Genomic DNA, 22,220 nt, shown 5'->3' with positions numbered 1-22,220 from the left:
GCTAGTTCTGCAAAATCTTCTGGCCTTTGACGACCACATTCTTGTTGGCCTTGATATTGATGGCGCCGGAGCCATCCAGGGTAATGTTCTTGCCCTTGATCAGGATGGTGCCGTCCTTCTTCATGGTGATGCTGGCTGCCCCGGTGGTCAGGGTGATGGAATCGCCGGCAGTGAGGGAAAAATGCTTGCCGACGTCCAGGCTGTCGTTCTGCCGGACATTGCTGTTGCGGTTCTGGTCGACGTCCCGTGATTCGTTCTGGCCGATCCGGGTACTCTGGTTTCCGTTGATCTCGATGCCTTCATTGCCCTGGACTGTCTCGTTGCGGTTGCCGCCGATGCCGATGGTCTCGTTGCCACCCACGTCCTCGGTGCGATTGCTGGCGATGGAGATCTTTTCGTTGGCACCGACTCTTTCCGTGCGGTCCGCGCCAATGGTGATGGTCTCGTTGCTGCCGACATCCTCGGTACGATTGACGCCGATGCTGATCTTTTCGTTGTTGCCGACCTTCTCGGTCCGGTCCACGCCGATGGTGATGGTTTCGTGGTTGTCCACCGTTTCGGTGCGGTCGTGCTTGACGTGAACGGTTTCGTCGTTGTCGATGGTCTTGCTGCGGTCATGACCGACCCAGTGGGTTTCGTCGTTTTCTACCTCGATGTCCTGGTCTTTCTCGGCATGGATGAACAGTTGCTCCGCGCCTTTCTTGTCTTCCATGCGGATTTCATTGAAGTTGGCCGGCGAGCCTTCCTTGCTTGAGCGACTCTTCACGCCGCTCTGGGTCGCGTTGGCCGGCAACTTGTAAGGTACGGTCTGCTCGGCGTTGTAGACCCGACCGGTGATGATCGGCCGATCCGGGTCGCCTTCGAGGAAGCTGACGATCACCTCCTGGCCAATCCGCGGAATCTGCACCGATCCCCAGTTCTTGCCGGCCCAGGCCTGGGACACCCGGATCCAGCAGGAGCTGTTTTCGTTGGACTGGTCATGGCGATCCCAATGGAAATGCACCTTGACCCGACCATACTGGTCGGTCCAGATCTCCTCGCCACCGGGACCGACCACCACGGCCGTCTGCGGTCCGCGGACGATGGGCATCGGTGTCAGGGGAAGAGGGCGGAAGGCCTGGCTGGCGTCCATGCAATCCAGTTCGCTGGTGAACTGTTCGCCCAGGTCAGCCTGGCCGCTTTCATAAGGTTCCTGGCGGATCTGATAACGGGCGACCACCACCAGGTACTCGCGATTCTGGTCCGTTCGTTCATAGCCGCTCAGCTTGAACAAGTGACCGGCGCCGAGCCCGCGGGCGCGGCCACGCAGCTGCACCCGCTCGAACTGGCTGTGAATGGCCTCGATACGGGTACGAGCGTAGTGCTCGCCGTCGTTGCTCTGCAGGTATTCACCGGGATAGTCGTAGAGCGGGTAGTCGCTGTTGCTATGGCTGCGCGGCACGCTTGAACGCACCTCGAGGCTGGCGCGGGGCCGCGAGAAGTCGTAGTCGTTCAGCGCCAGGGAGCCGGGTTGCACTTGCCGCGCCAGTTGCCAATCGTAGAAATGGTCGCGCTCGCGCATCTGCCGGTCAGGCGGGTAGAAGGGCACCGACGCGTAATCCGGCACCGTGGAGTGGGCGCCATAGGCATCGGCCATCACCAGGACGTGACGGGCCTTCTCATGGCGGAAGTAGTAATAGATACCCTCCTGTTCCATCAGTCGACTGACGAAATCGAAGCTGGTCTCGCGGTACTGAACGCAGTATTCCCACTCACGATAGCTGCCGCTGAGGCTGTCTTCGAAGTCGGAGAAACCGAGGTCGCGCAACACCTGCTTGATGATGTCCGGCACCGTCTTGTTCTGGAAGATCCGACAGTCCGAGGTGCGCGTGAGCAACCAGAACCAGGGTCGCAGGCTGACCCGGTAACCGGCGAACTGGCCATGGCCGGCCAGTTGGCGGCAGCTGCAGACAATGCCATGGAAGTAGCGCTTGGCCCCGTCATACAGTTCCAGGGTCAGGCCCATGGGCTTGCCCAGTAACTGATCGAACGTGATCGCCCGATCATCGGACGTCAGATCCAGCTCATAGTGGAAACAACGCCCCAACTCTTCACTGCCTTCCATGCTCCTGAGCAGCAGGACATCGCCGCCGAGGGGACTGTCGACCTGCACCAGCCGGTTGTTTTGCGTGATCTCCATATCGCCTCGTCATTCACCCCAATCAGCGTGGACGTAAGGCTCGATCCGTATCCTGCGGATAGCGCTCGTCCGCGATCACCTGGCCTGGTTCCAATGTTCCTGACCAAGGCGACAGCACTGAAGTGTGTTTCAAGATAGGCGACAGGCGGTTATTGATCAGTTTCTTTAGTTATAGGGGTTATTTCGAATTGGAATGAATCCAGATGGCAGCATGCCTGGCATGCTCCCGGTTCATAGCGTGCATGGGTATCGGCGCATGGCTAATGCTGCGTTGCCTCGCGTACCACTTCGATGAATGCTCGCAGTGGCGCGGGCACATGGCGGAAATCGGCGTAATAGAGACACAGGCCGGGTGAGGCAGGCGTCCAGTCGTCCAGGAGCAGGACCAGCGCGCCGTCATTCAAGGCCGGGCGGGCGAAGGGCTCCGGAACGAAGGCGATCCCCAAGCCAGCGCAAGCCGCCTCGACCATCAGGTCGTTGTCGTCCAGGCACAGCGTGCCGGGAACGTCCAGCGCGAGTTGCCGATTGCCCTGTTCAAACTCCCAGCGATAGCGCTTCCCGCTGGGCAGGCGTTGGCGAATGCAACGGTGGGCCATCAAGTCGTTCGGCGTCACGGGCAGGCCAAACGCCTGGATATAACCCGGCGCAGCGACCGCCACGAACCGGACGTCGCCGCCGAAGGGGACCGCGATCATGTCCTTGGGAACGGATTCAGCCAGGCGCACGCCGGCGTCGAAACCTTCGGCCACGATATCCACCAGTTGCCCTTCGGCCACCAGGTCAAGCGCGACACGAGGGTAACGCTGCTGGAACGACGGGACCACGTGCTTGAGCAACCATCGCGCGCCGCCCTTGCTGGCGTTGATACGCAGGGTGCCGACCAGTTCGTCCTGACCATGGCTGACCGCATCCAGCACGTCGTCCAGTTCCCGCAACAGCGGGTTCAAGCGCAACAGCAATTGTTCGCCTGCCTCGGTCACAGCCACGCTGCGGGTGGTGCGATGCAGAAGGCGTACGCCAAGACGCCGCTCGAGTCCCTTGATGGCATGACTGAGGGAGGACCGGGATACGCCCAGCGCGTCGGCGGCCTTCTGAAAACCGCGATGGTGCGCCACGTGAGCGAAAACCTTGAGATCGGAAAGACTGATATCGGCCATTGGTGAATATTCCTAACCAGCTCGTTCGTATTGGTGAGGCTTATTGTAGGCGATCCGGCTTCATATACTCGGGACAAACCCCAAGAGGAGCTACCGATGAAGACATGGTTGATCACAGGTGCGTCGTCCGGGATTGGCTGGGCCATGACCCGCAAGCTGCTGGAGCGAGGCGACCGGGTGGTGGCTTGCGGGCGACGGGCCACTGCCTTCGAAGCGCTCCAGCGGATGGCGGCAGACCGGCTGCGTGTCGCGCTTTTCGATATCACCGACACGCACGCCTTGCGTCGAGCGCTGGACGACGCCTTCCAGGCTTTCGGGCGCATCGACACGGTGGTCAGCAACGCGGGCTACGGGTTGTTCGGCGCCGCGGAGGAGGCCAGTGATGCGCAGATCGAGCGCCAGATCGCCACCAACCTGAGCGCCTCGATCCAGCTGGTGCGCGCGGCGCTGCCTCATCTGCGGGCCCAAGGCGGCGGGCGGATCGTGCAGGTGTCCTCCGAGGGCGGTCAGGTGGCCTATCCCAACTTCAGCCTGTACCACGCCACCAAGTGGGGCATCGAAGGCTTTCTTGATGCGGTCGCGCAAGAGGTCGCCCCGTTTGGCATCGACGTCGTCATTGCCGAACCGGGGCCGACCGAGACCGGCTTCGGCCAGGGCCTGGATCACGCGACGCCGCTCCCTGTCTACGATGCGACGCCGGCTGGCGAGATGCGCCGGGCCTTGTCCGGCGGAACGTTCGAAGTGAAGGGAGACGTCGAGCGCACGGTCGAGGCGATCATCCAGGTGGCGGATTCGGCCCGGCCCAGGCGCCGCATTGCGCTGGGCAGCACGGCATTCGAGCACATCCATCAGGCACTGACCGCTCGGCTGGACGACCTGATGGCGCAAAGAGCCCTGACCCTGACGGCGGACAAGCCATGAAGTGGCTGCCTGCGCTTCTGCTCGTCGCGGCCGGGGCCGTTGGTGCCAGTGAACGCCTGTGGCCGGCTGGCCCCAACGAAATCGCCGGCACGTGGCGCATGGTGTCCGCCACGCTGGAACGCGACGGTCGCATCGAACGGCCCTATGGCGAGCATCCCCAGGGCATGCTGGTCTTCACCGCCGACATGCACTTTGTCGAGGTGCTCACCAATGGCCAGGCCCCACGCTTTGAATCAGACGTACGCGGCAATGGCAAGGATGAGGAGAACCGGCGCGCCATGGCCTCGAGCATCGGTTTCTTCGGCACCTATACCGTGGACGCCCAGGGGCATTTTTCGGGCAACCGTGTGGAGGGCTCCACGTTCCCGAATTGGGTCGGCAGCGTTCGCACGAAACAGGAGCTGCAACTCAAGGTGGAAGGCGAGCGGATGTTCGAAAGCTTTACACGCCCGGACGGCGGGCGGGTGAGCGCCGAGTTCGTGCGGGTTCGCTAGAGGCCTGTACGGTTAATCCGAGTACTCGAATTGGCCACACAGGCCACTGCGGGCATGGATCGGCCGAGGCGGTCATGGGGGCTGGATCTGCTGTTTCTCGGTTATAGTCAACGGGCCTCTGCGGTAATCCGACTATCGCCGGGATATCGAACTACAGTAGGACGTTGCCCCTGCGCCGAAGCCTCGGGCAGCCCAGCCATTTTCCGGTCGGCCGATGCCGATGCCACCCCCCAGCTCATTGAAGGAGCGAGCATGAGCCTCCACGGTCAATACGATCCACAGAACATCTTTGCCCTGATCCTTCGCGGCGACGCGCCGTGCTACAAAATCTACGAAGACGACCAGGTCCTGGCTTTCCTGGACATCTTTCCCCAGTCCACCGGCCACGTCCTGGTCATTCCCAAGGCGTCCCGGGCCCGCAACATCCTGGAGGTCGAACCCACCGTGCTGAGCGCGATGATGTCGGCCGTGCAGTACCTGACGCGAATCATCGTCGACGAGCTGCAGCCCGATGGCGTCCAGATCGCGCAATTCAACGGTGCGGTGGCCGGGCAGACGGTCTATCACATTCACATGCACATCATCCCTCGCTGGGAAGGCCTGCAGGCGGGCGAACACGGCAGGGGCAAGGCCGAGGCCGAAGAACTCAGGGCGCTCCAGGCGCGGCTGGTGGAGCGGATTCGCAAGGCCTGACAGCTCTGGCCCCATGGCTGCCATCAATGGAACATGCTCCGGATCCCTCGAGGTCCGGGCTGCCACGATCGCCCATCGCAGCGATTGCCAGAAAAATAAACTTCATCGCTGTCGATTCCATCCGTTGCCGTTCGATTATCCATGGAGCCGCCACAAGGACGGCTTATCTGCCACCAGGAGATAAGACCATGCGATTCATGGTGATCGTAAAAGCCAGCCCGGAATCGGAAGCCGGGCAACTGCCCAGCGAAGCCTTGCTGACGGCCATGGGGGCCTACAATGAGGAACTGGTCAAGGCAGGCGTCCTGCTCGCCGCCGAAGGTCTGCACCCCAGCGCCAAGGGGGTGCGCGTGCGGTTTTCCGGGCAGGACCGGACGGTGGTCGACGGACCCTTTGCCCACACCGGGGAGCTGATTGCCGGCTTCTGGATTTTCCAGGTCCAGTCGTTGCAAGAGGCGATCGATTGGGTCAAGCGTTGCCCGAACCCAATGATCAGCGACAGCGAAATCGAAATACGCCAGATCTTCGAAGCCGAGGATTTTGGCGAGACCTTTACACCTGAGTTGCGCGAGCAGGAAGAACGCTTGCGAGCCCGGGTGTCCCGTCAATCGTGAAAACCGACAACAGGAGTTACACCATGAAAATCATTCCCTACCTGGGTTTCAATGGTCACTGTAAGGAAGCTTTTGCCTTGTACAAGGAGGTGCTGGGCGGCGAGGTGTTTTCCATGTCTTTCGCCGACGCGCCGCAGGAGGCGGGCGTGCCCAAGGACCCGGACATGATCCTGCATGCCTGCCTGACGGTGGGCGATTTCAGCATCATGGCTTCCGATTGCCCACCGGGCCAGCCCTTTCAAAAACCCCAGGGTGTAACGATATCCCTCAATGTCGACAGCGTTGCCGAGGCCGAGCGCCTGTTCCATGGCTTGAGCGCGGGTGGCAACGTACAGATGCCGTTGGCGAAGACCTTCTGGGCGGAGCGTTTCGCCATGTTCGAAGATCGTTTCGGGATTGCCTGGATGGTCAACTGCGAGGGGCAGAGCTGAAAACGCTGCGTTGAACACAGCCTTGCCTGACCTTCGTCTCAAGAGTTTTCGTACAGCCTAAGCGTTGACCGCTCTCGGTCCGGGGGACATGCCCCCGGACCTGCGAGGCAGGTCAGCCCAGATCCCGTGCGTCATGCCGCTCCGGCACCTGGCTCGCCTCATCGCCCCAGGTCCTGTTGACCCGTTGTCCCCGGATCACCGCCGGCCGCTTGGCGATCTCTTCCGCCCAGCGCTGCACATGGGTGTATTCGTGGGCACTGAGGAACTCGGCAGCCGAATAAACATTGTTGCGCACCAGTTGGCCATACCACGGCCAGACCGCGATATCGGCGATGGTGTAATCATTGCCGGCCAGGTAACGACTTTCGGCAAGGCGACGATCCAGCACATCCAGTTGGCGCTTGGCTTCCATGGTGAAGCGGTTGATGGGGTACTCGAGTTTCTCCGGTGCATAGGCATAGAAATGGCCGAAGCCTCCGCCCAGGTAGGGCGCCGAGCCCATTTGCCAGAACAGCCAGTTCAGGGTTTCGGTGCGCCCGGCCAGGTCGGTGGGCAGGAACGCCGAGAACTTCTGCGCCAGGTAAAGAAGGATCGAGCCCGATTCGAAGACACGGATCGACGGCTCGACGCTACGGTCCAGCAGGGCCGGGATCTTCGAGTTGGGGTTGATCTGGACGAAGCCGCTGGAGAACTGGTCGCCCTCGTTGATGCGAATCAGCCAGGCGTCGTACTCCGCGCCGGTATGCCCAAGTGCCAGCAGCTCCTCCAGCAGGATGGTCACTTTCACGCCGTTGGGCGTGGCCAGGGAATAAAGCTGCAACGGATGCTTGCCGACGGGCAGGGTCTTCTCATGGGTGGGCCCTGCGACGGGTCGATTGATATTGGCGAAGTGACCGCCTGAGGGGGCTTCGTGTGTCCAGACTTTCGGAGGTGTGTAGGACGTTTCATTCATGGGACGGACCTCATCGTTTGCTAGCGGCGATCACGGCAGGCCGCAAATATGGACGACTCAGCCACAGTCCATGACCGTGCCCGAGCCAACGTCACGATTGAATAGCAGTCGGCCGGGAAGGTCTACGCCATAACTATTGCTTGAAGTGATAGTGACCATCAAGAAAAGCAAGTTCTGCTTCGTTGTCGATCCAAGGACAATCGCCTCCATCGCATAACGAACCAGACTTCATTTCCAGGAAAGCCCGATGCGCCCTTTATTCATGCCCGCCATGGCGATGGCCTCACTGTTGCTCGCCGGTTGTGCGTCCGCACCGAACGATCCGTCCCTGACCTTGACGACCGAGAAGACACCGGCCGAATACGCAGATTGCGTCGTGCCCAAGCTGCAGAGCAGCACCTTGAACCCGACCGTTTCGCAAACCCAGCGCAGCTACCGGATCGTAGTGCCGAGCAAGGTCGCGGCGGACAACGTGCTGGAAGCCTACAAGGCTGGAAATGGCGGCAAGGTATTCATCTACGAACGCCGGCTGCTGGCTTCGAGCCTGCTGCCATCGAGTTTTGAACGCGCCGCACAGGATTGCATCTGACCGGCCCGAACGTTTTGTCTGTGCTCCTTTGGTTGGCCGCAACCAACCAATTCCCTTAGCCCCGTACCGGCCTCGGTAACGGGGTTTTTTTTGCCTGCTCGGGCCGGTAGCCCGACTCCGTCAGTTGGATTTGAAATGCGCTGCATTGCCCGACACAATTGCGCCCCCCGATCCGGTCAACCGGGCCGACGATCACGCAAAGGAGCGGTGGGTTGAACGAGCAGACATTGTCCACGCGCCTGGAACGGGTGGCCGCGCATGTGCCGGCCGGCGCACGCCTGGCCGATATCGGCTCGGACCACGGCTACCTGCCGGTAGCGTTGATGCGTCGTGGCGCTATCGTCGCGGCGGTGGCCGGTGAAGTGGCACTGACGCCGTATCGCGCGGCCATGCGCACCGTGCACGAGAATGACCTGCAGACGCGAATCTGCGTGCGCCTGGCCGATGGCCTGGCAGCCATCGAAGCGCAGGACGGGATCAGCGCGATCAGCCTCTGCGGCATGGGCGGCGAGACCATCCGCGACATTCTCGAGGACGGCAAGGCACGCCTTAACGGCCAGGAGCGGCTGATCCTGCAACCCAACGGCGGCGAACAACCGCTGCGCCAGTGGCTGATGCGAAACGACTACCGGATCCTGTGTGAGGAAGCCTTGCGGGAAAATCGTTTCGACTACGAAATCATCGTCGCCGATCGTACCGGACCGGTGATCTATACCGATGAAGAATTGTATTTTGGCCCCTTGCTGATGCAGGCGCGTACGCCGGCATTCCTGGACAAGTGGCAGCGCGCGCTGCGCCGCAAGCAGCGCACCCTGGCGGGTTTCACCCGCGCGCGACAAACCATGCCCGAGGAGAAGGTCCAGGACCTCACCCGGCAGATCCGCTGGATCAGCGTGCTTTTGAACGCTTGCGAGAAGGCTCATCCTGGGCATTTCACCGGTTGAGACCGCCCGTTTGATGCAAGAAAAAATAGTTATCTAAATTAATTAGATGCATTGACCGTGCAGCTTTTCTCCTTGCTTCTATTTCATATCAGGTGCGTCGCCAGAACGGGCAACGTACCTGTCATTTCTTCTCGATATTCCTGTTTTCATTGGCTATAAGGCACGTTCACAGGTGTCATCAAATAAAGAAACTGAAGGGTTTCCTTTGTTGATTTTTTTGTCATACTCGGCCCGCGAGCCGACAGCGGCGTCCGCTTGCCCGGTATTTAGTACTGTCTAATAACAATCAATCAGCAGGCACCCACACCATGAGCATCACCAGCCAATCCGCCACGACGTCTTGTGCCGAACAACTGTCGGCAGCACTCGCACGAATGAAGCAAGCTCACCTGGACGAGGGGCCGGCGAGCCTGGAATTGCGCCGTGATCGCCTCGACCGGGCGATTGCCTTGTTGCTGGACAACCGTGAGGCCATCGTCGCTGCGGTGTCTGCGGACTTCGGCAATCGCAGCCGCGAGCAAACCCTGTTGTCCGATATCGCCGGTTCGGTGGCCAGCCTCAAGCACTGCCGTGAATACCTGGCTCAATGGATGCAGCCGCAATCCCATCCGGCCCCGTTTCCCGGATGCCAGGCCCGGGTCGAGTACCAGCCACTGGGCGTGGTCGGGGTGATCAGTCCGTGGAATTTCCCCATCGTGCTGGCCTTCGGGCCGTTGGCGAGCATTTTCGCCGCCGGCAACCGCGCCATGCTCAAGCCCTCGGAGCTGACCCCGCGCACCTCGGCGCTGATCGGTGAGCTGGTGGGCCGCTATTTCCACGAGAACGAATTGAGCACGGTACTGGGCGACGCTGAGGTCGGGGCGCTGTTCAGTGCACAACCGTTCGATCACCTGATCTTCACCGGCGGTACGTCAGTGGCTCGGCACATCATGCGGGCCGCCTCGGAGAACCTGGTGCCGGTGACCCTGGAGCTGGGCGGCAAATCGCCCGTGCTGGTCTCGCGCAGCGCCGATCTGGCTATGGCGGTCCAGCGAGTGCTGACGGTGAAGACCTTCAACGCCGGCCAGATCTGCCTGGCGCCGGACTATGTGCTGTTGCCGCAAGAGTGGCTCGAAGACTTCGTCGAAGAGGCGCTGCGATTTGTAGCCACCCTGTACCCGACGTTGCGGGACAATCCGGACTACACCTCTATCATCAACCCGCGCAACTTCGACCGCTTGCACGGTTATCTCGCCGACGCCAGGGCCAAGGGGGCTCGGCTGATCGAGATGAATCCGGCCCAGGAAGACCTGGCCGATCGCGAGATTCGCAAGATTGCCCCGACTTTGGTACTCGATCCCAGCGAGCACATGCAGGTCCTGCACGACGAGATTTTCGGGCCGTTATTGCCGATCAAGACCTACCGCGACTTCGCCAGCGCAATCGACTACGTCAATAGTCGTCCACGCCCCCTGGCGGCGTATTACTTCGGCGAGGATGCCGACGAGCGCCAGCAGGTGCTCAAGCGCACCACATCAGGCGCGGTGGTGATCAATGATGTCATGAGCCATGTGCTGTTCGAGGCGCTGCCTTTCGGTGGTGTCGGCCATTCCGGCATGGGCGCCTATCATGGCGTCTACGGATTCCGTACCTTCAGCCATGCCAAGGCGGTGGTGGTACAGAGCCCGATCGGTGAGTCGAACCTGGCGATGCGCGCACCCTACGGCGCAATGATTCACGGATTGCTGGATCAATTGCTGACGGCCGAGTGAGCCGCGAAGGGAGCCTGATCATGAGCGTATTGAAAAGCTTCAAGGCCAAGCTGCTGCGTGCCCTGGCCAAGCGCATGAAAGCCAGGTTCACGTACGATCCGGCGCAGCATCCGCTGCGCAGCGTGGACGAAGTCGATATCCCGACGGCCTGGGGGCCGGCACGGGCATTGTTCTATTGGCCGGTTGTTACGTACACAAGCCCTTTACCGGTGTATCTGAACCTGCACGGCGGCGGTTTCGTGGCCGGCGTGCCCGAACATGACGACAGTTACTGCCGCCGACTGGCCCATAACCTTGGGTGCCTGGTGGTGAACCTGGATTACGTCCTGGCGCCCGAACATCCGTTTCCCGCCGGCCTGCGCCAGAGTTTCAGGGTGCTCGAATGGCTGGCCGAACAGGCTGCGGACCTGGGCATCGACCCCCAGCGTATCGCTGTCGGCGGGCACAGCGCTGGCGGCAACCTGGCCACCGGCGTGGCCAATCTGGCGCGGGGGCACCAAGGGCTGCGGGTGGTGCATCAAATCATCGATTATCCGGTCCTGGATTTGCTCCAGGACCCGTCACTCAAGCATTCGCCCCTGGACAAGCCGCTGCTTGGCGCGGGCCTGGTGCGTTTCTTCAACAGCTGCTACCTGAGCGATCCAGCCCAGGCCCAGGACCCTCTGGCGTCGCCATTGCTGGCGACGGTCGAGGCGTTGAAGGGCATGCCCGCCACGACCCTGATCACGGCCGAGTACGATATCCTGCGCGCCGAGGGTGACGCCTATGCGCAAAAGTTGCGTCAGGCCGGTGTCTCGGTGAACGCGAAGATGTTCCAAGGTTGCGACCATATGTTCACCCATCTGGGACCGGACGCTTCGGCCCATGAGGCCTGGCAGTCGATAGAGGATGCCCTGCGCGAGGCGTTTCACGGCAGGGCAGTGCAGGAGAACGAGAGCGCTTATGCCTGAAAGCACCTTGCAGACCGTCAGGCGCGGTCGAGGCCGACCGCCTGTTCGCAGTCGCCAGGAGCAGATGAGCCTGCTGCTGGATGCGGCGGCGGAGGCGGTCGGCAATGGCAATTTCGCCAATGTCACCATGGACGCCATCGCCCGTGCCGCCGGAGTCTCGAAAAAGACCGTCTACCTGCTGGTGGAAAGCAAGGAAGCGCTGTTGTCGCAACTGGTGGCCCGGGATTTGTCGACCCTCGAACTGCTGCTGGAAAGCGGCATCGATTGCGCCGAGGACCTGCTCAGTGAGTTGCGCATGTACCTGACGCTGTGGGCACGCCTGACGTTGTCGCCGTTGGCGCTGGGCCTTTATCTGATGGCGGCCCAGGGACGTGAGAACGCGCCAGGTATCGCCAGGATCTGGTACCAGGAGGGCGCCGAGCGCTGCCTGAGCCTGTTGCGGGGCTGGTTGGGCAAGGCCGCCGGCAAGGGACTGCTGGCGGCCCGTGATGTGGAACCTGCGATCGAATTGATCGACGCCTTGTTGATTTCACAGCCCCTCAAGCTGTTCACCCTGGGCATCCAGCAGCACTGGAGCGACGAGCAGATCAGCCAGCGGGTCGACGTCGCCCTCGACATGTTCGGCCGTTGTTTCATCCAGCACTCACCCTTATCGAAGGCGTAGGCCAATCCCGCGGCAAGCTCAATTGCCGCCTGGGCGCCGGGACAGACGATAAGACAGTTGGGCTCGGGTCAGGCCGAGGCGGCGGGCCGCTTCCGAGACGTTGCCTTTCACCTCTTTCAGGCAATGGTCGATCATCGTGTCTTCGATTTCCTGCAATGACAGTCGGCTAAGGTCCTTGCCACCGAACAAGGCCTGGATCGCCTCAATACCTGCGTCGGCAGGCACGGGCGCTGGGATAGGGCGCTGAGACGAGGGCGAGTCGTTCGGCGCCGCTGCCAACTGGCCGCGGGTGCCGATGGAAAACATCGGCTGGGCCAGGCGTTCACCGCTGGTGAACAGGTGGGCCAGGTCGATCGCACCGCCATCCGGCGCACTGATCACACCGCGCTCGACCAGGTTTTGCAATTCCCGGATGTTGCCTGGAAAGTCGTAGGCCAGCAGGGTGTCGGCGGTGCGCGGCGTGAAACCACTGATCTGGCGACCATGCAGGCGCGTGAAACGATGCAGGAAGTGCGTCATCAGCAACGGGATGTCTTCCTTGCGCTCGCGTAGTGGCGGCAAGTGGATGGGAAACACATTCAGGCGAAAGAACAGGTCCTCGCGAAATTCCCCTCGCTGCGCCGCGGCACGCAGATCGACGTTGGTAGCGGCCACCACTCGCACATCGACCTTGAGGGTGCGGCTGCCGCCGACCCGCTCGACTTCGCCTTCCTGCAGGGCGCGCAATAACTTGCCCTGGGCCACCAGGCTGAGGGTACCGATTTCGTCGAGGAACAGCGTGCCGCCGTTGGCGCGCTCGAAGCGGCCGGCGCGTGACTGGGTCGCACCGGTGAAGGCGCCGCGCTCGACTCCGAACAGTTCCGACTCCATCAGGTTTTCCGGAATGGCCGCGCAGTTGATGGCCACGAACGGGGCGTCATGGCGCGGACTGATGCGGTGCAGCATCCGCGCGAACATTTCCTTGCCGACCCCGGACTCACCGGTGAACAGCACGGTCGCCTGGGTAGGCGCGACCCGGCGCAGCATGTGACAGGCGGCATTGAAGGAAGAGGAGATGCCCACCATGTCGCCGTCCTGGGCCGGCCCCGAATCGGCTTGCGGGTTCGCCGGCAGGGTGCCGCTGCCGGCAGCGCCGCGGGGTGTCGTGCTGCGTCCGCTGCTGCTGACGAAGGGTTCGGCGCTGAGATCGGCCAGGTCCTGTTCCGCGTCTTCCCATTCTTCGGCGGGCTTGCCGATCAGGCGGCAGATATTCGAGCCGGTGGAACGGCATTCGACCTCGCGGTAGACGATCAACCGGCCCACCATCGCCGAGGTGTAGCCCGTGGCGTAGCCGGTCTGCATCCAGCAGGCCGGCTCGGTGCCGATGCCGTATTGGGCGATGTGTTCATCGTCCTCGCTGGAATGATGCCAGAGGAACTCGCCGTAATAGGTCCCCAGGTTCATGTCGAATTCGAAGTGTACCGGTTCGACCTTGACGGCCCCTTCGATGGCGTGGATCACCGGGCCGGCGGCGAACAGGGCGAGGGTATCGGCTTCGGGGAAACGCTCCTTGATCAGCGCTGCGTCCCGGGCGCCGCAATGGTAGCCGGTGCGCAGCATGATGCCGCGGGCCCGGGCCAGGCCCATGCTTTCGATCAGTTCCCGGCGCAATGCACCGATGCCGCTGTTGTGCATCAACAGCATGCGTGCACCATTGAGCCAGATGCGGCCATCGCCGGGGCTGAACAGCAGGCACTCCGTCAGGTCCTGCAGGGTAGGCGCGGCGCCGGGGGGCAGTTGCTCGCTGGCCCCGCGCACCGGTTTTTGCTGGGCTCCGCGAGAAAGTTCCGCCAGGGAAATCAGCTTGTCTGCCATCGCCAATCCTTAATAGGAATAATCATAATCTGCATAGTGCAGCATGAATTTGATGAAATCATCACTTTTCCTGGTCCTGTTCCGCTTCGGTTTCTCCGCTGTCATTCCCCTGATTCGCTGAATGTCCCGTGCTTGAGCGGTCGCTGTGTCATTTCCGTTAGATGGCATATCGCTTGCTACAACTAGTTACCGAGTTTAACTAATTCGGCAATAACAACATGGCTTGGTTGGCGCCCCCCTGGCACAGCACAAGCGCGAATCGGGAAACCCGTATGAAGCTGACCAACAAGAGGATCGTCGTGACCGGAGTCTCCTCCGGCATAGGCGCCGAAACAGCCCGAACCCTGCGTGCCCACGGAGCCATTGTGATCGGCATGGATCGCAATGAGCCCAACCTGAGCCTGGACGGTTTCATCCAGGCCGATCTCAGCCATCCCACAGCCATCGATGCCGCCGTGCGCCAATTGCCGCAGGCTCTCGATGGCCTGTGCAATATCGCCGGGGTGCCGGGAACTGCCGATCCGCATCTGGTCGCCCAGGTCAATTATCTGGGCCTGCGTTATCTGTGCACGGCGATGCTGCCACGCATCGGTGCCGGGGGCAGCATCGTCAACGTCGCCTCGATCCTCGGCGCCCAGTGGCCACAACGGCTGGAACTGCACAGGGCCCTGGCGCGCACCGAGGGGTATGGCGAAGGCGAGGCCTGGCTGGCTCGACATCCGGTGCCGGTTGACAGCTGCTACCAGTATTTCAAGGAAGCCCTGATCGTCTGGACCTACCTGCAGGCCCAGCCCTGGTTCATGCAGACCTCGGTGCGCATGAACAGCGTGGCCCCCGGCCCGGTGTTCACGCCGATCCTCGGTGACTTCGTCAGCATGCTCGGCCAGGAGCGCGTCGCGGCCGATGCCCACCGCATGAAACGTCCGGCCTACGCCGATGAGGTGGCGGCCGTCATCGCCTTCCTGTGCGCCGATGAGTCGCGCTGGATCAACGGCGTCAACCTGCCTGTCGATGGCGGGCTGGCCTCCACCTACATCTGAACGAGGTACCGCTTGCCGCGTTTTGACGTGCAGCCCTTGCCGGTGGTGCCGGCCAGAGGTCGATCCAAGAACCTGTTTCCCACAACAAGAACAATGAGGAACACCATGCGCAACTCTCGGAGCAACTTTCGTTACAACCCGGGTTTCAAGCGTTCCGCCCTGGCGCTGTCGGCCTGCCTGGCCAGCCTGGCTTCCCAGTCCCAGGCGGCGCAGATAGATCTGGGCGACAGTGAATGGCGCCTGCGTTGGGACAACACCATCAAGTACAGCCAGGCCTGGCGCCTGCACGGTGCCGACGACAAGCTGATCAACGCACCGACGGCGGGCGGCCTGTATCCTTCGATCCAGAGCCAGGGCGATCGCAATTTCAGCCGTGGCCTGGTCTCCAATCGCCTGGACCTGTTCAGTGAAATGGACCTGAGCCGGGAAAACTATGGCCTGCGGATCAGTGGGGCGGCCTGGTACGACGACATCTATAACCAGGACACCGACGACAGCGCCAACCCGCATTTTCTCGACGATACCCGCGAACTGCACGGGCGCGACGCCGAGTTGCTCGATGCCTTTGTATTCCTGCGAGGCAATGTCGGCGATTCGAGCCAGGGAACCCTGCGCCTGGGGCGCCATAGCCTGATCTACGGCGAGAGCCTGTTCTACGGTGGCAACGGTATCGCCGCCGCCCAGGGCCCCACCGACGTCGTCAAGTTGCTCAGTGTTCCGGGAACCCAGTTCAAGGAAATCCTGCGCCCGGTCAACCAGATGTCCGGGCAATTGCAGATCAATCCGCAGTTGTCGGTGGGGGCGTACTACCAGTTCGAGTGGGAGCGTTCCAATCTGCCGGGTGCCGGCAGCTATCTGAGCGACAACGACGGTATCGGCGAAGGCTCCGGGGACTGGACCCAGGTGTTCGGCAATACCACCGTGCATGCGTCCGATATCGAGGCGCGGAACTCGGGGCAGGGCGGCATGCAACTGCGCTACAAGCCCGACGGCACCGAACTGGAACTGGGTTTCTATGCCGCCCAGTATCATGACAAGGCCCCGAGCGCGCTCTATGCCTACCTCGACGGCGCGGCGGCGGCTGCCACCGGGCTGCCGATCCTGGGCGCCTATCGCCAGGTCTATGCCGAAGACATCAAGACCGTGGGCGTCAGCTTCTCGACCGCGTATGGCCCGTTCAACTTCGCCGGCGAGACCTCGGTGCGTTGGGACGCGCCCCTGGTCAGCAACCTGCAAGTGGTGACGCCCGGGACTGCGGCGGACAACAGTGGCGATGCGCTTTACGCCAAGGGCAAGACCGCCCACGTCAACCTGTCGACCATCTACCTGCTGCCACCCAACGCGCTGTGGGACGGAGGCTCGGTCCTCGCCGAGCTGGCCTGGAACCGCACCCTCAGTGTCACTGAAAACCGCGCGGCCCTGGACTCCAACACCACCCGCGATGCCACCGCGCTGCGGGTGCTGGCCGAACCTGCCTACTTCCAGGTGGCGGATGCGCTGGACGTGAGCGTTCCCATGGGCTTTGGCGTGGTGCTCGATGGACGTTCATCGGCAGTGAGCAAGTCCGGCTTCGGCAATACCCACGCCGGTGACTGGAGTATCGGGCTGAAGGCCACCTACCTGCAGCGCTGGGACTTCGGCGTCAACTACGTGAACTTCTTCGGCAAGACCGGCGCCGGGCTGCGCGAGGACGGCAACTTCAGCTACGCGCAGTCCCTGGCCGACCGCGATTTCGTGTCCGTGTACGTGAAAACCACATTCTAATAAGAGGTTTCATTTTCCATGCAAAGCCTATTTTCCTTGCGTATTGCGGCCCTGGTCATTGCCTTGTCGAGCACTGGTTTCGTGCACGCGGCGGTGTCCCCCGAGCAGGCGGCACGACTGAACAAAGACCTCACCCCCATGGGCGCCGAGCGTGCAGGCAACAAGGACGGCAGCATCCCGGCGTGGACAGGCGGCTACACCCAGGTGCCCGCCGGTTACAAGAACGGCGACAAACGCGCCGATCCATTTGCCTCCGAGAAACCGCTGTATTCGGTCAGCGCCGCGAACATGGCGCAATACTCCGACCTGTTGGCCGAGGGCACCAAGGCCCTGATGCAGAAATACCCGGGCTATCGCCTGGACGTCTATCCGACCCACCGCAGTGTCGCCGCCCCGCAGTGGGTATATGACAACACCCTGCAGAACGCGACCCGGGCCACCGTTGATGTGGAAACCGAGAAAGTCAGCGGTGCCTACGGCGGGATTCCGTTCCCGCTGCCGCAGAACGGTACCGAGGCCCTGTGGAACTATCGATTGTCCTGGCAGGGCGCCGACACCTTCTATGCGCCGTTCGACACCTGGCTGATGACCGCCGGCGGCAAGAAGATCCAGGCTACCCGGGCCCGTTTCTGGTACCAGGATCCGTACTACTTCAAGGAAGGCAGCCTCGAAACGTTCGCCGGCAAATTCCGGATCGGCAAGCTGTCCACGGAATTGCCCTCTTCAAAGGCGGGCGAAGGCCTGATGACCCACTGGGACATGGATCCTGGAAAACGTGCTGCCTGGCAATACCTGGTCGGCCAGCGCCGGGTACGGCGCGCGCCGAACATCGCCTATGACACTCCGGACTTCGTCACCTCCGGCGTCGGTTTCTTCGACGAAGCCTTCATGATCTTCGGCCCGACCGACCGTTACGACCTGAAGCTGGAAGGCAAGAAAGAACTGCTGGTGCCGTACAACAACAACCGCTGCGCAGCGGCCAGGAGTGACGACCTGGTCAAGCCGGGCTTCCTCAATCCCGACCTGGTGCGCTGGGAGAAACATCGGGTCTGGGTCGTGAGCGCCACCCTGCGCGAAGGCAAGCGTCACGTCGTGCCCAAGCGTACCTACTACGTGGATGAGGACTCCTGGCAAGTGCTGCTGGTCGACGGTTACGACGCCCAGGGCAAGCTGGGACGGCATAACTACTCGCTGACCCTGCTGGCCCCCGAGATGCCGGCACTGACCGCGCAGATGCAATGGGGCAGTTACAACCTGGAAACCGGCGCCTACTTCCTGAACTCCTCGGCCAACGACCTGGATGTGCAGTACCAGAGTTATCCGCGTCCGTCGGCTTCGTTCTTCACCCCCGATGCCATGGCCAACGACAGTTCGCGCTAGGCATTGCAAGGCGCGCCACTGCCTGGGCAGCGGTGCGCCTGGCTGGGGGCTGGATAATTTTCATGCAGTGACGGGAGCGGACATGATCGGGACATTTTCACTGAGGCGAGGGCGGTCGGCGGCCCGGTTGTTGAGCATGATGCTGACCTTGCTGTTGGTATCGGGCTGGACGCTGGCCAGTCCCACACCCGTGTTGCTGGATCAACCGGCCATGCGTAGCGCCAAAGCACCCCGTGCCGTGCTCCTGGCGGTGACCCGCGCGGGCGAACGATTGGTGGCGGTGGGGGAGCGGGGGATCGTCCTGCTCTCCGACGACTCCGGCAAGCGCTGGCGCCAGGCCGAGGTGCCGGTCAGCGTCAGCCTGACGGCGGTGCAGTTCGTCGATCCGCAGCAGGGCTGGGCGGTCGGCCACATGGGGGTGGTGCTGCACAGCCGCGACGGCGGTGAAACCTGGACCAGGCAGTTGGACGGCATCGAAGCCGCGCAGCAAGCGCTGTTTCTGGCCCGCCAACGGCAAGACGTCCAGCGGTTGAAGGACGCCGAACGGCTGGTGGCGGACGGTCCGGACAAGCCGTTCCTCGACCTGTACTTCAGCGACGCGCGCAATGGCTATGTGGTGGGTGCCTATGGCCTCATCCTGCGGACCCAGGACGGAGGGCAGAACTGGCAGCCCTGGATGCAACAGGTCGACAACCCCGAAGGGCTGAACCTGTACGGCATCCGGGCGGCCGGTCGCGCGTTGTTCATTGTCGGTGAGCGAGGCCTGCTGCTGCGTTCTACGGACGACGGGGCCAGCTTCCACTCCCTGGAGTCACCTTACCCCGGCAGTTTCTTCGGCGTGCAGGGCAGCGCCAGCGGCGAGTTGCTGGCATTCGGGCTGCGAGGCAATGCGTATTGGTCGGGCGACCAGGGGGCTAGCTGGCGACGCATGGACACCGGCCTGGAGTCGGCCTTGTCCGCCTCGACCCGCCTGGGTGATGGCGCATCGGTCCTGGCGAGCCAGGGCGGTGACCTGCTGCTCAGCCCCGGTGGCGGCAGTCGTTTCCGGCCCCTGGCCGCTGCGGCCGGCACTTCAGTCGCCGGTCTGGTGGCGGCTCCGGACGGCAGCCTGATCTGCGTCGGCCTGGGCGGCGTGACCCGCCTCGATCCCGACCTTTCCCCGGCGCAACGCTGAACACAACTTGCCTGAGCCCTCGTGGCCGTATTCGGAGCCTGACGTGAACGACCATAATCCCGCCCTCGAACAGCAAGTGGTGACCGCCCGCCTGGAGGACTTCGACCCGCGCTCCGGCAACCTGGGCGAGCGGGCGATCTTCAATCACCGGCCCTGGGTCATCCTGCTTTGCCTGCTGGCGACCCTGGTACTGGGTTACCAGGCCAGCAAGATCGGGTTGAATGCCAGTTTCGAGAAGACCATCCCGACGTCCCATCCCTATGTCGCCCATTTCCTCGAACAACGCAGCGAACTGAGCGGTCTGGGCAATTCGATCCGCATCGCCGTGGAGGTCAAGGACGGCAGTATCTTCGACAAGGACTACCTCGACACCCTGGCCCGGCTCAACGACGAAATCTATCTGCTGCCCGGTGTCGACAAGCCCTATATGAAGTCATTGTGGACACCGACCACCCGCTGGACCGCCGTGACCGAAGAGGGACTGGATGGCGGCACGGTGATCCCGGACAGCTACGACGGCTCGCCGGCCAGCCTGGACGAGGTGCGCACCAACGTCGCCCGTTCCGGCGAGATCGGCCAACTGGTGGCGGCCAACTTTCAGTCCAGCGTGATCTTCGTGCCGTTGCTGGAGATCAACCCGGCGACCGGCAAGGCGCTGGACGCCGGCGAGTTCTCCCGGCAGTTGGAAGCGTTGCGCGACAAGTACCAGAGCGCGCGGATCCAGATCCATATAACAGGGTTCACCAAGATCATCGGCGACCTGATCGCCGGCCTGACCCAGGTGCTGCTGTTCTTCGTGGTGGCGGTGCTGGTGACGGTGGCGGTGCTCTATTGGTACACCCGTTGTGCGCGCAGCACGGCATTGGTGGTGCTCTGCTCGCTGGTGGCTGTGCTTTGGCAGATCGGCCTGCTCGCCAGCCTCGGTTACGACCTGGATCCCTATTCGGCGCTGGTTCCCTTCCTGGTATTCGCCATCGGCATGAGCCATGGCGCGCAGAAAATGAATGGCATCATGCAGGACATCGGTCGTGGCACCCACCGGGTGATTGCCGCGCGCTACACCTTCCGTCGTCTGTTCGCCGCTGGCATGACCGCGTTGCTCTGCGATGCCGTGGGCTTCGCCGTGCTGATCGTGATCAAGATCCAGGTGATCCAGGACCTGGCGATCACCGCCAGTATCGGTGTGGCGGTGCTGATCTTCACCAACCTGATCCTGCTGCCGATTCTGCTCAGTTATGTCGGGGTCGGTGCCAAGGCGGCGGCACGCAGCCTGCGCACGGAAACGGCCGAGTTGGCTGCGAGCGTCAGGCATCCGTTCTGGCGCTTTCTCGATCTGTTCACCCAGCGTTCCTGGGCGTGCGCGGCCTGCCTGGTTGGCCTGGCGCTGGCAATGGGCGGGTTCGCCGTCAGCCTGCAATTGAAGGTGGGCGACCTGGATCCCGGCGCGCCGGAACTGCGGCCGGACTCACGCTATAACCGCGATGCGGCCTTCATGACGCAAAACTATGCGGCCAGTTCGGACATTTTCGTGGTGATGGTGAAAACTCCGGAAGACCAGTGCACCCGCTATCCGACCCTGGCTGCCGTCGATTCCCTGGCCTGGCAACTGGAACAACTGTCGGGCGTGGAGTCCACCAACTCCATGGCCGCCCTGAGCAAGATCGCCGCCGCCGGCTATAACGAGGGCAACTTCAAGTGGTACGAGTTGATTCCCAACGACGGCGCCCTTGGCGCGGTACAGACCCGGGCGCCCCGAGAACTGTTCAACCAGGGCTGTTCGCTGCTCTCGCTCTACGTGTACCTGGCCGACCATAAGGCCGACACCTTGCAACGGGTGGTGGAAACCAGCGAAGCCTTCATCGCCCGGCAGCAGTTGCCGGACGTCAAGTTCATGCTCGCCGCCGGCAGCGCCGGGATCGAAGCCGCCACCAACATCGTGGTCAAGAAGGCCATGCGCGAGATGCTGTTCTGGGTCTATGGCGCCGTTGTCCTGCTTTGCTGGGTAACCTTCCGCTCCTGGCGCGCGGTACTCGCCGCGGTGCTGCCATTGGTGCTCACGTCGATTCTCTGCGAGGCGCTGATGGTCGGACTCGGCATGGGCGTCAAGGTGGCCACCTTGCCGGTGATCGCCCTGGGCGTGGGGATTGGCGTCGACTACGCACTCTACGTGCTGAGCATCATCCTGGTGCACATGCGCGCCGGCGCCTCGTTGTCCGAGGCGTACTACCGGGCATTGCTGTTCACCGGCAAGGTGGTGCTGCTGACCGGCATCACCCTGGCCATCGCCGTGGCAACCTGGGCCTGGTCGCCGATCAAGTTCCAGGCCGACATGGGCATCCTGCTGGCGTTCATGTTCCTGGTGAACATGCTCGGCGCCCTGATCCTGCTGCCGGCGCTGGCTTACTTCCTGTTGCCCCAGCGACTCTTCGCAAAAAAGCCTGAGCCCTCCGGGGCGCTGCAGCCGATCGGGGAGGGGGGCAACTGACATCCAGGGGCGGGTCCTGATCCTGATGGATTGTCGATGCTCGCCTTCGCGACGCCCGACCGTCACCACGCCTCCTGAGGGGATGGTCATTGGCAGCTTGCGGACGTACTTCGGACGCCGGGATTTCGCTGCCATATTTTTGGCAGACCGCTTTTCAGATGAGCTTTTTCATTGAATTGCAAAA

At 62.4% G+C, this 22,220-nt stretch carries 19 protein-coding genes; 15 read left to right on the top strand and 4 right to left on the bottom strand.

Annotation, left to right across the window (positions count from 1 at the left end):
- Position 1 precedes the first annotated feature (1 nt).
- Together BT179_RS16205 and BT179_RS16200 are read right to left on the bottom strand one after the other, a co-directional pair.
- The gene (locus BT179_RS16205) at positions 2-2,179 is read right to left on the bottom strand and encodes a type VI secretion system Vgr family protein (RefSeq protein ID WP_072431251.1); all 2,178 of its coding nucleotides are present in this window, start codon (positions 2,177-2,179) and stop codon (positions 2-4) included.
- Between the two features lie 260 nt (positions 2,180-2,439).
- Positions 2,440-3,336 (bottom strand): LysR family transcriptional regulator, encoded by an 897-nt coding sequence (locus BT179_RS16200; protein ID WP_072431250.1) that lies wholly within the window; start codon positions 3,334-3,336, stop codon positions 2,440-2,442.
- Positions 3,337-3,432: 96 nt separating this feature from the next.
- Between BT179_RS16200 and BT179_RS16195 the strand changes: the two genes are divergently transcribed.
- From BT179_RS16195 to BT179_RS16175, 5 genes are all read left to right on the top strand, one after another.
- Positions 3,433-4,257, top strand: coding sequence for an SDR family oxidoreductase (locus BT179_RS16195; protein ID WP_072391838.1), 825 nt, complete (start codon positions 3,433-3,435; stop codon positions 4,255-4,257).
- A complete protein-coding gene (locus BT179_RS16190) occupies positions 4,254-4,751 on the top strand; it encodes a lipocalin-like domain-containing protein (RefSeq protein WP_072391842.1) in 498 nt (165 codons plus the stop codon). Before BT179_RS16195 ends, BT179_RS16190 begins: the two co-directional genes overlap by 4 nt.
- Positions 4,752-5,003: 252 nt before the next feature.
- Positions 5,004-5,444, top strand: a complete 441-nt coding sequence (locus tag BT179_RS16185; protein WP_072391845.1) for an HIT family protein — start codon at positions 5,004-5,006, stop codon at positions 5,442-5,444.
- Positions 5,445-5,632: 188 nt separating this feature from the next.
- The gene (locus BT179_RS16180; protein ID WP_072391848.1) at positions 5,633-6,058 is read left to right on the top strand and encodes a YciI family protein; all 426 of its coding nucleotides are present in this window, start codon (positions 5,633-5,635) and stop codon (positions 6,056-6,058) included.
- A gap of 23 nt (positions 6,059-6,081) precedes the next feature.
- Entirely contained in the window at positions 6,082-6,489 is a 408-nt protein-coding gene (locus BT179_RS16175; protein ID WP_072431249.1) for a VOC family protein, read from the top strand.
- A gap of 112 nt (positions 6,490-6,601) precedes the next feature.
- Here the strand turns inward: BT179_RS16175 and yghU are convergent, their stop codons facing one another.
- Complete coding sequence (gene yghU, locus BT179_RS16170; protein WP_072391854.1) at positions 6,602-7,441, bottom strand: glutathione-dependent disulfide-bond oxidoreductase; 840 nt, start codon at positions 7,439-7,441, stop codon at positions 6,602-6,604.
- A 247-nt stretch (positions 7,442-7,688) separates the two neighbouring features.
- On the opposite strand from yghU, the gene BT179_RS16165 reads away from it, so the two are divergent.
- The 5 genes from BT179_RS16165 to BT179_RS16145 all read left to right on the top strand — a co-directional run bounded on the left by BT179_RS16165 (position 7,689) and on the right by BT179_RS16145 (position 12,339).
- Positions 7,689-8,030 (top strand): YajG family lipoprotein, encoded by a 342-nt coding sequence (locus tag BT179_RS16165; protein WP_072431248.1) that lies wholly within the window; start codon positions 7,689-7,691, stop codon positions 8,028-8,030.
- A gap of 212 nt (positions 8,031-8,242) precedes the next feature.
- The gene (locus tag BT179_RS16160; RefSeq protein ID WP_083526349.1) at positions 8,243-8,974 is read left to right on the top strand and encodes a tRNA (adenine(22)-N(1))-methyltransferase; all 732 of its coding nucleotides are present in this window, start codon (positions 8,243-8,245) and stop codon (positions 8,972-8,974) included.
- A 308-nt stretch (positions 8,975-9,282) separates the two neighbouring features.
- Positions 9,283-10,725 (top strand): coniferyl aldehyde dehydrogenase, encoded by a 1,443-nt coding sequence (locus tag BT179_RS16155; RefSeq protein ID WP_072431247.1) that lies wholly within the window; start codon positions 9,283-9,285, stop codon positions 10,723-10,725.
- Positions 10,726-10,745: 20 nt separating this feature from the next.
- Positions 10,746-11,675 (top strand): alpha/beta hydrolase, encoded by a 930-nt coding sequence (locus tag BT179_RS16150; protein WP_072392014.1) that lies wholly within the window; start codon positions 10,746-10,748, stop codon positions 11,673-11,675.
- A complete protein-coding gene (locus BT179_RS16145; RefSeq protein ID WP_072431246.1) occupies positions 11,668-12,339 on the top strand; it encodes a TetR/AcrR family transcriptional regulator in 672 nt (223 codons plus the stop codon). Before BT179_RS16150 ends, BT179_RS16145 begins: the two co-directional genes overlap by 8 nt.
- 18 nt (positions 12,340-12,357) lie before the next feature.
- Here BT179_RS16145 and BT179_RS16140 read toward each other — a convergent pair whose 3' ends face one another.
- Positions 12,358-14,193 carry a sigma-54-dependent Fis family transcriptional regulator gene (locus BT179_RS16140; RefSeq protein WP_072391868.1) on the bottom strand — a complete coding sequence of 612 codons (1,836 nt, stop codon included), beginning with the start codon at positions 14,191-14,193 and terminating at the stop codon, positions 12,358-12,360.
- A gap of 272 nt (positions 14,194-14,465) precedes the next feature.
- Between BT179_RS16140 and BT179_RS16135 the strand changes: the two genes are divergently transcribed.
- From BT179_RS16135 to BT179_RS16115, 5 genes are all read left to right on the top strand, one after another.
- The gene (locus BT179_RS16135) at positions 14,466-15,233 is read left to right on the top strand and encodes a coniferyl-alcohol dehydrogenase (protein ID WP_072431245.1); all 768 of its coding nucleotides are present in this window, start codon (positions 14,466-14,468) and stop codon (positions 15,231-15,233) included.
- Positions 15,234-15,338: 105 nt separating this feature from the next.
- Positions 15,339-16,997, top strand: coding sequence for a DUF1302 domain-containing protein (locus BT179_RS16130; RefSeq protein WP_072391874.1), 1,659 nt, complete (start codon positions 15,339-15,341; stop codon positions 16,995-16,997).
- 18 nt (positions 16,998-17,015) lie between these two features.
- Positions 17,016-18,377, top strand: a complete 1,362-nt coding sequence (locus BT179_RS16125; protein WP_072431244.1) for a DUF1329 domain-containing protein — start codon at positions 17,016-17,018, stop codon at positions 18,375-18,377.
- Positions 18,378-18,513: 136 nt separating this feature from the next.
- Positions 18,514-19,551 carry a WD40/YVTN/BNR-like repeat-containing protein gene (locus BT179_RS16120; RefSeq protein ID WP_083568897.1) on the top strand — a complete coding sequence of 346 codons (1,038 nt, stop codon included), beginning with the start codon at positions 18,514-18,516 and terminating at the stop codon, positions 19,549-19,551.
- Between the two features lie 43 nt (positions 19,552-19,594).
- Complete coding sequence (locus BT179_RS16115; protein ID WP_072431242.1) at positions 19,595-22,036, top strand: efflux RND transporter permease subunit; 2,442 nt, start codon at positions 19,595-19,597, stop codon at positions 22,034-22,036.
- Positions 22,037-22,220: the final 184 nt, after the last annotated feature.

The sequence above is a fragment of the Pseudomonas sp. NFACC43 genome (assembly GCF_900119645.1).
Lineage (GTDB): Bacteria > Pseudomonadota > Gammaproteobacteria > Pseudomonadales > Pseudomonadaceae > Aquipseudomonas.
The sequence above is the reverse complement of the archived record's forward strand: the minus strand, read 5'-3'. Positions and strand labels throughout refer to the sequence as shown.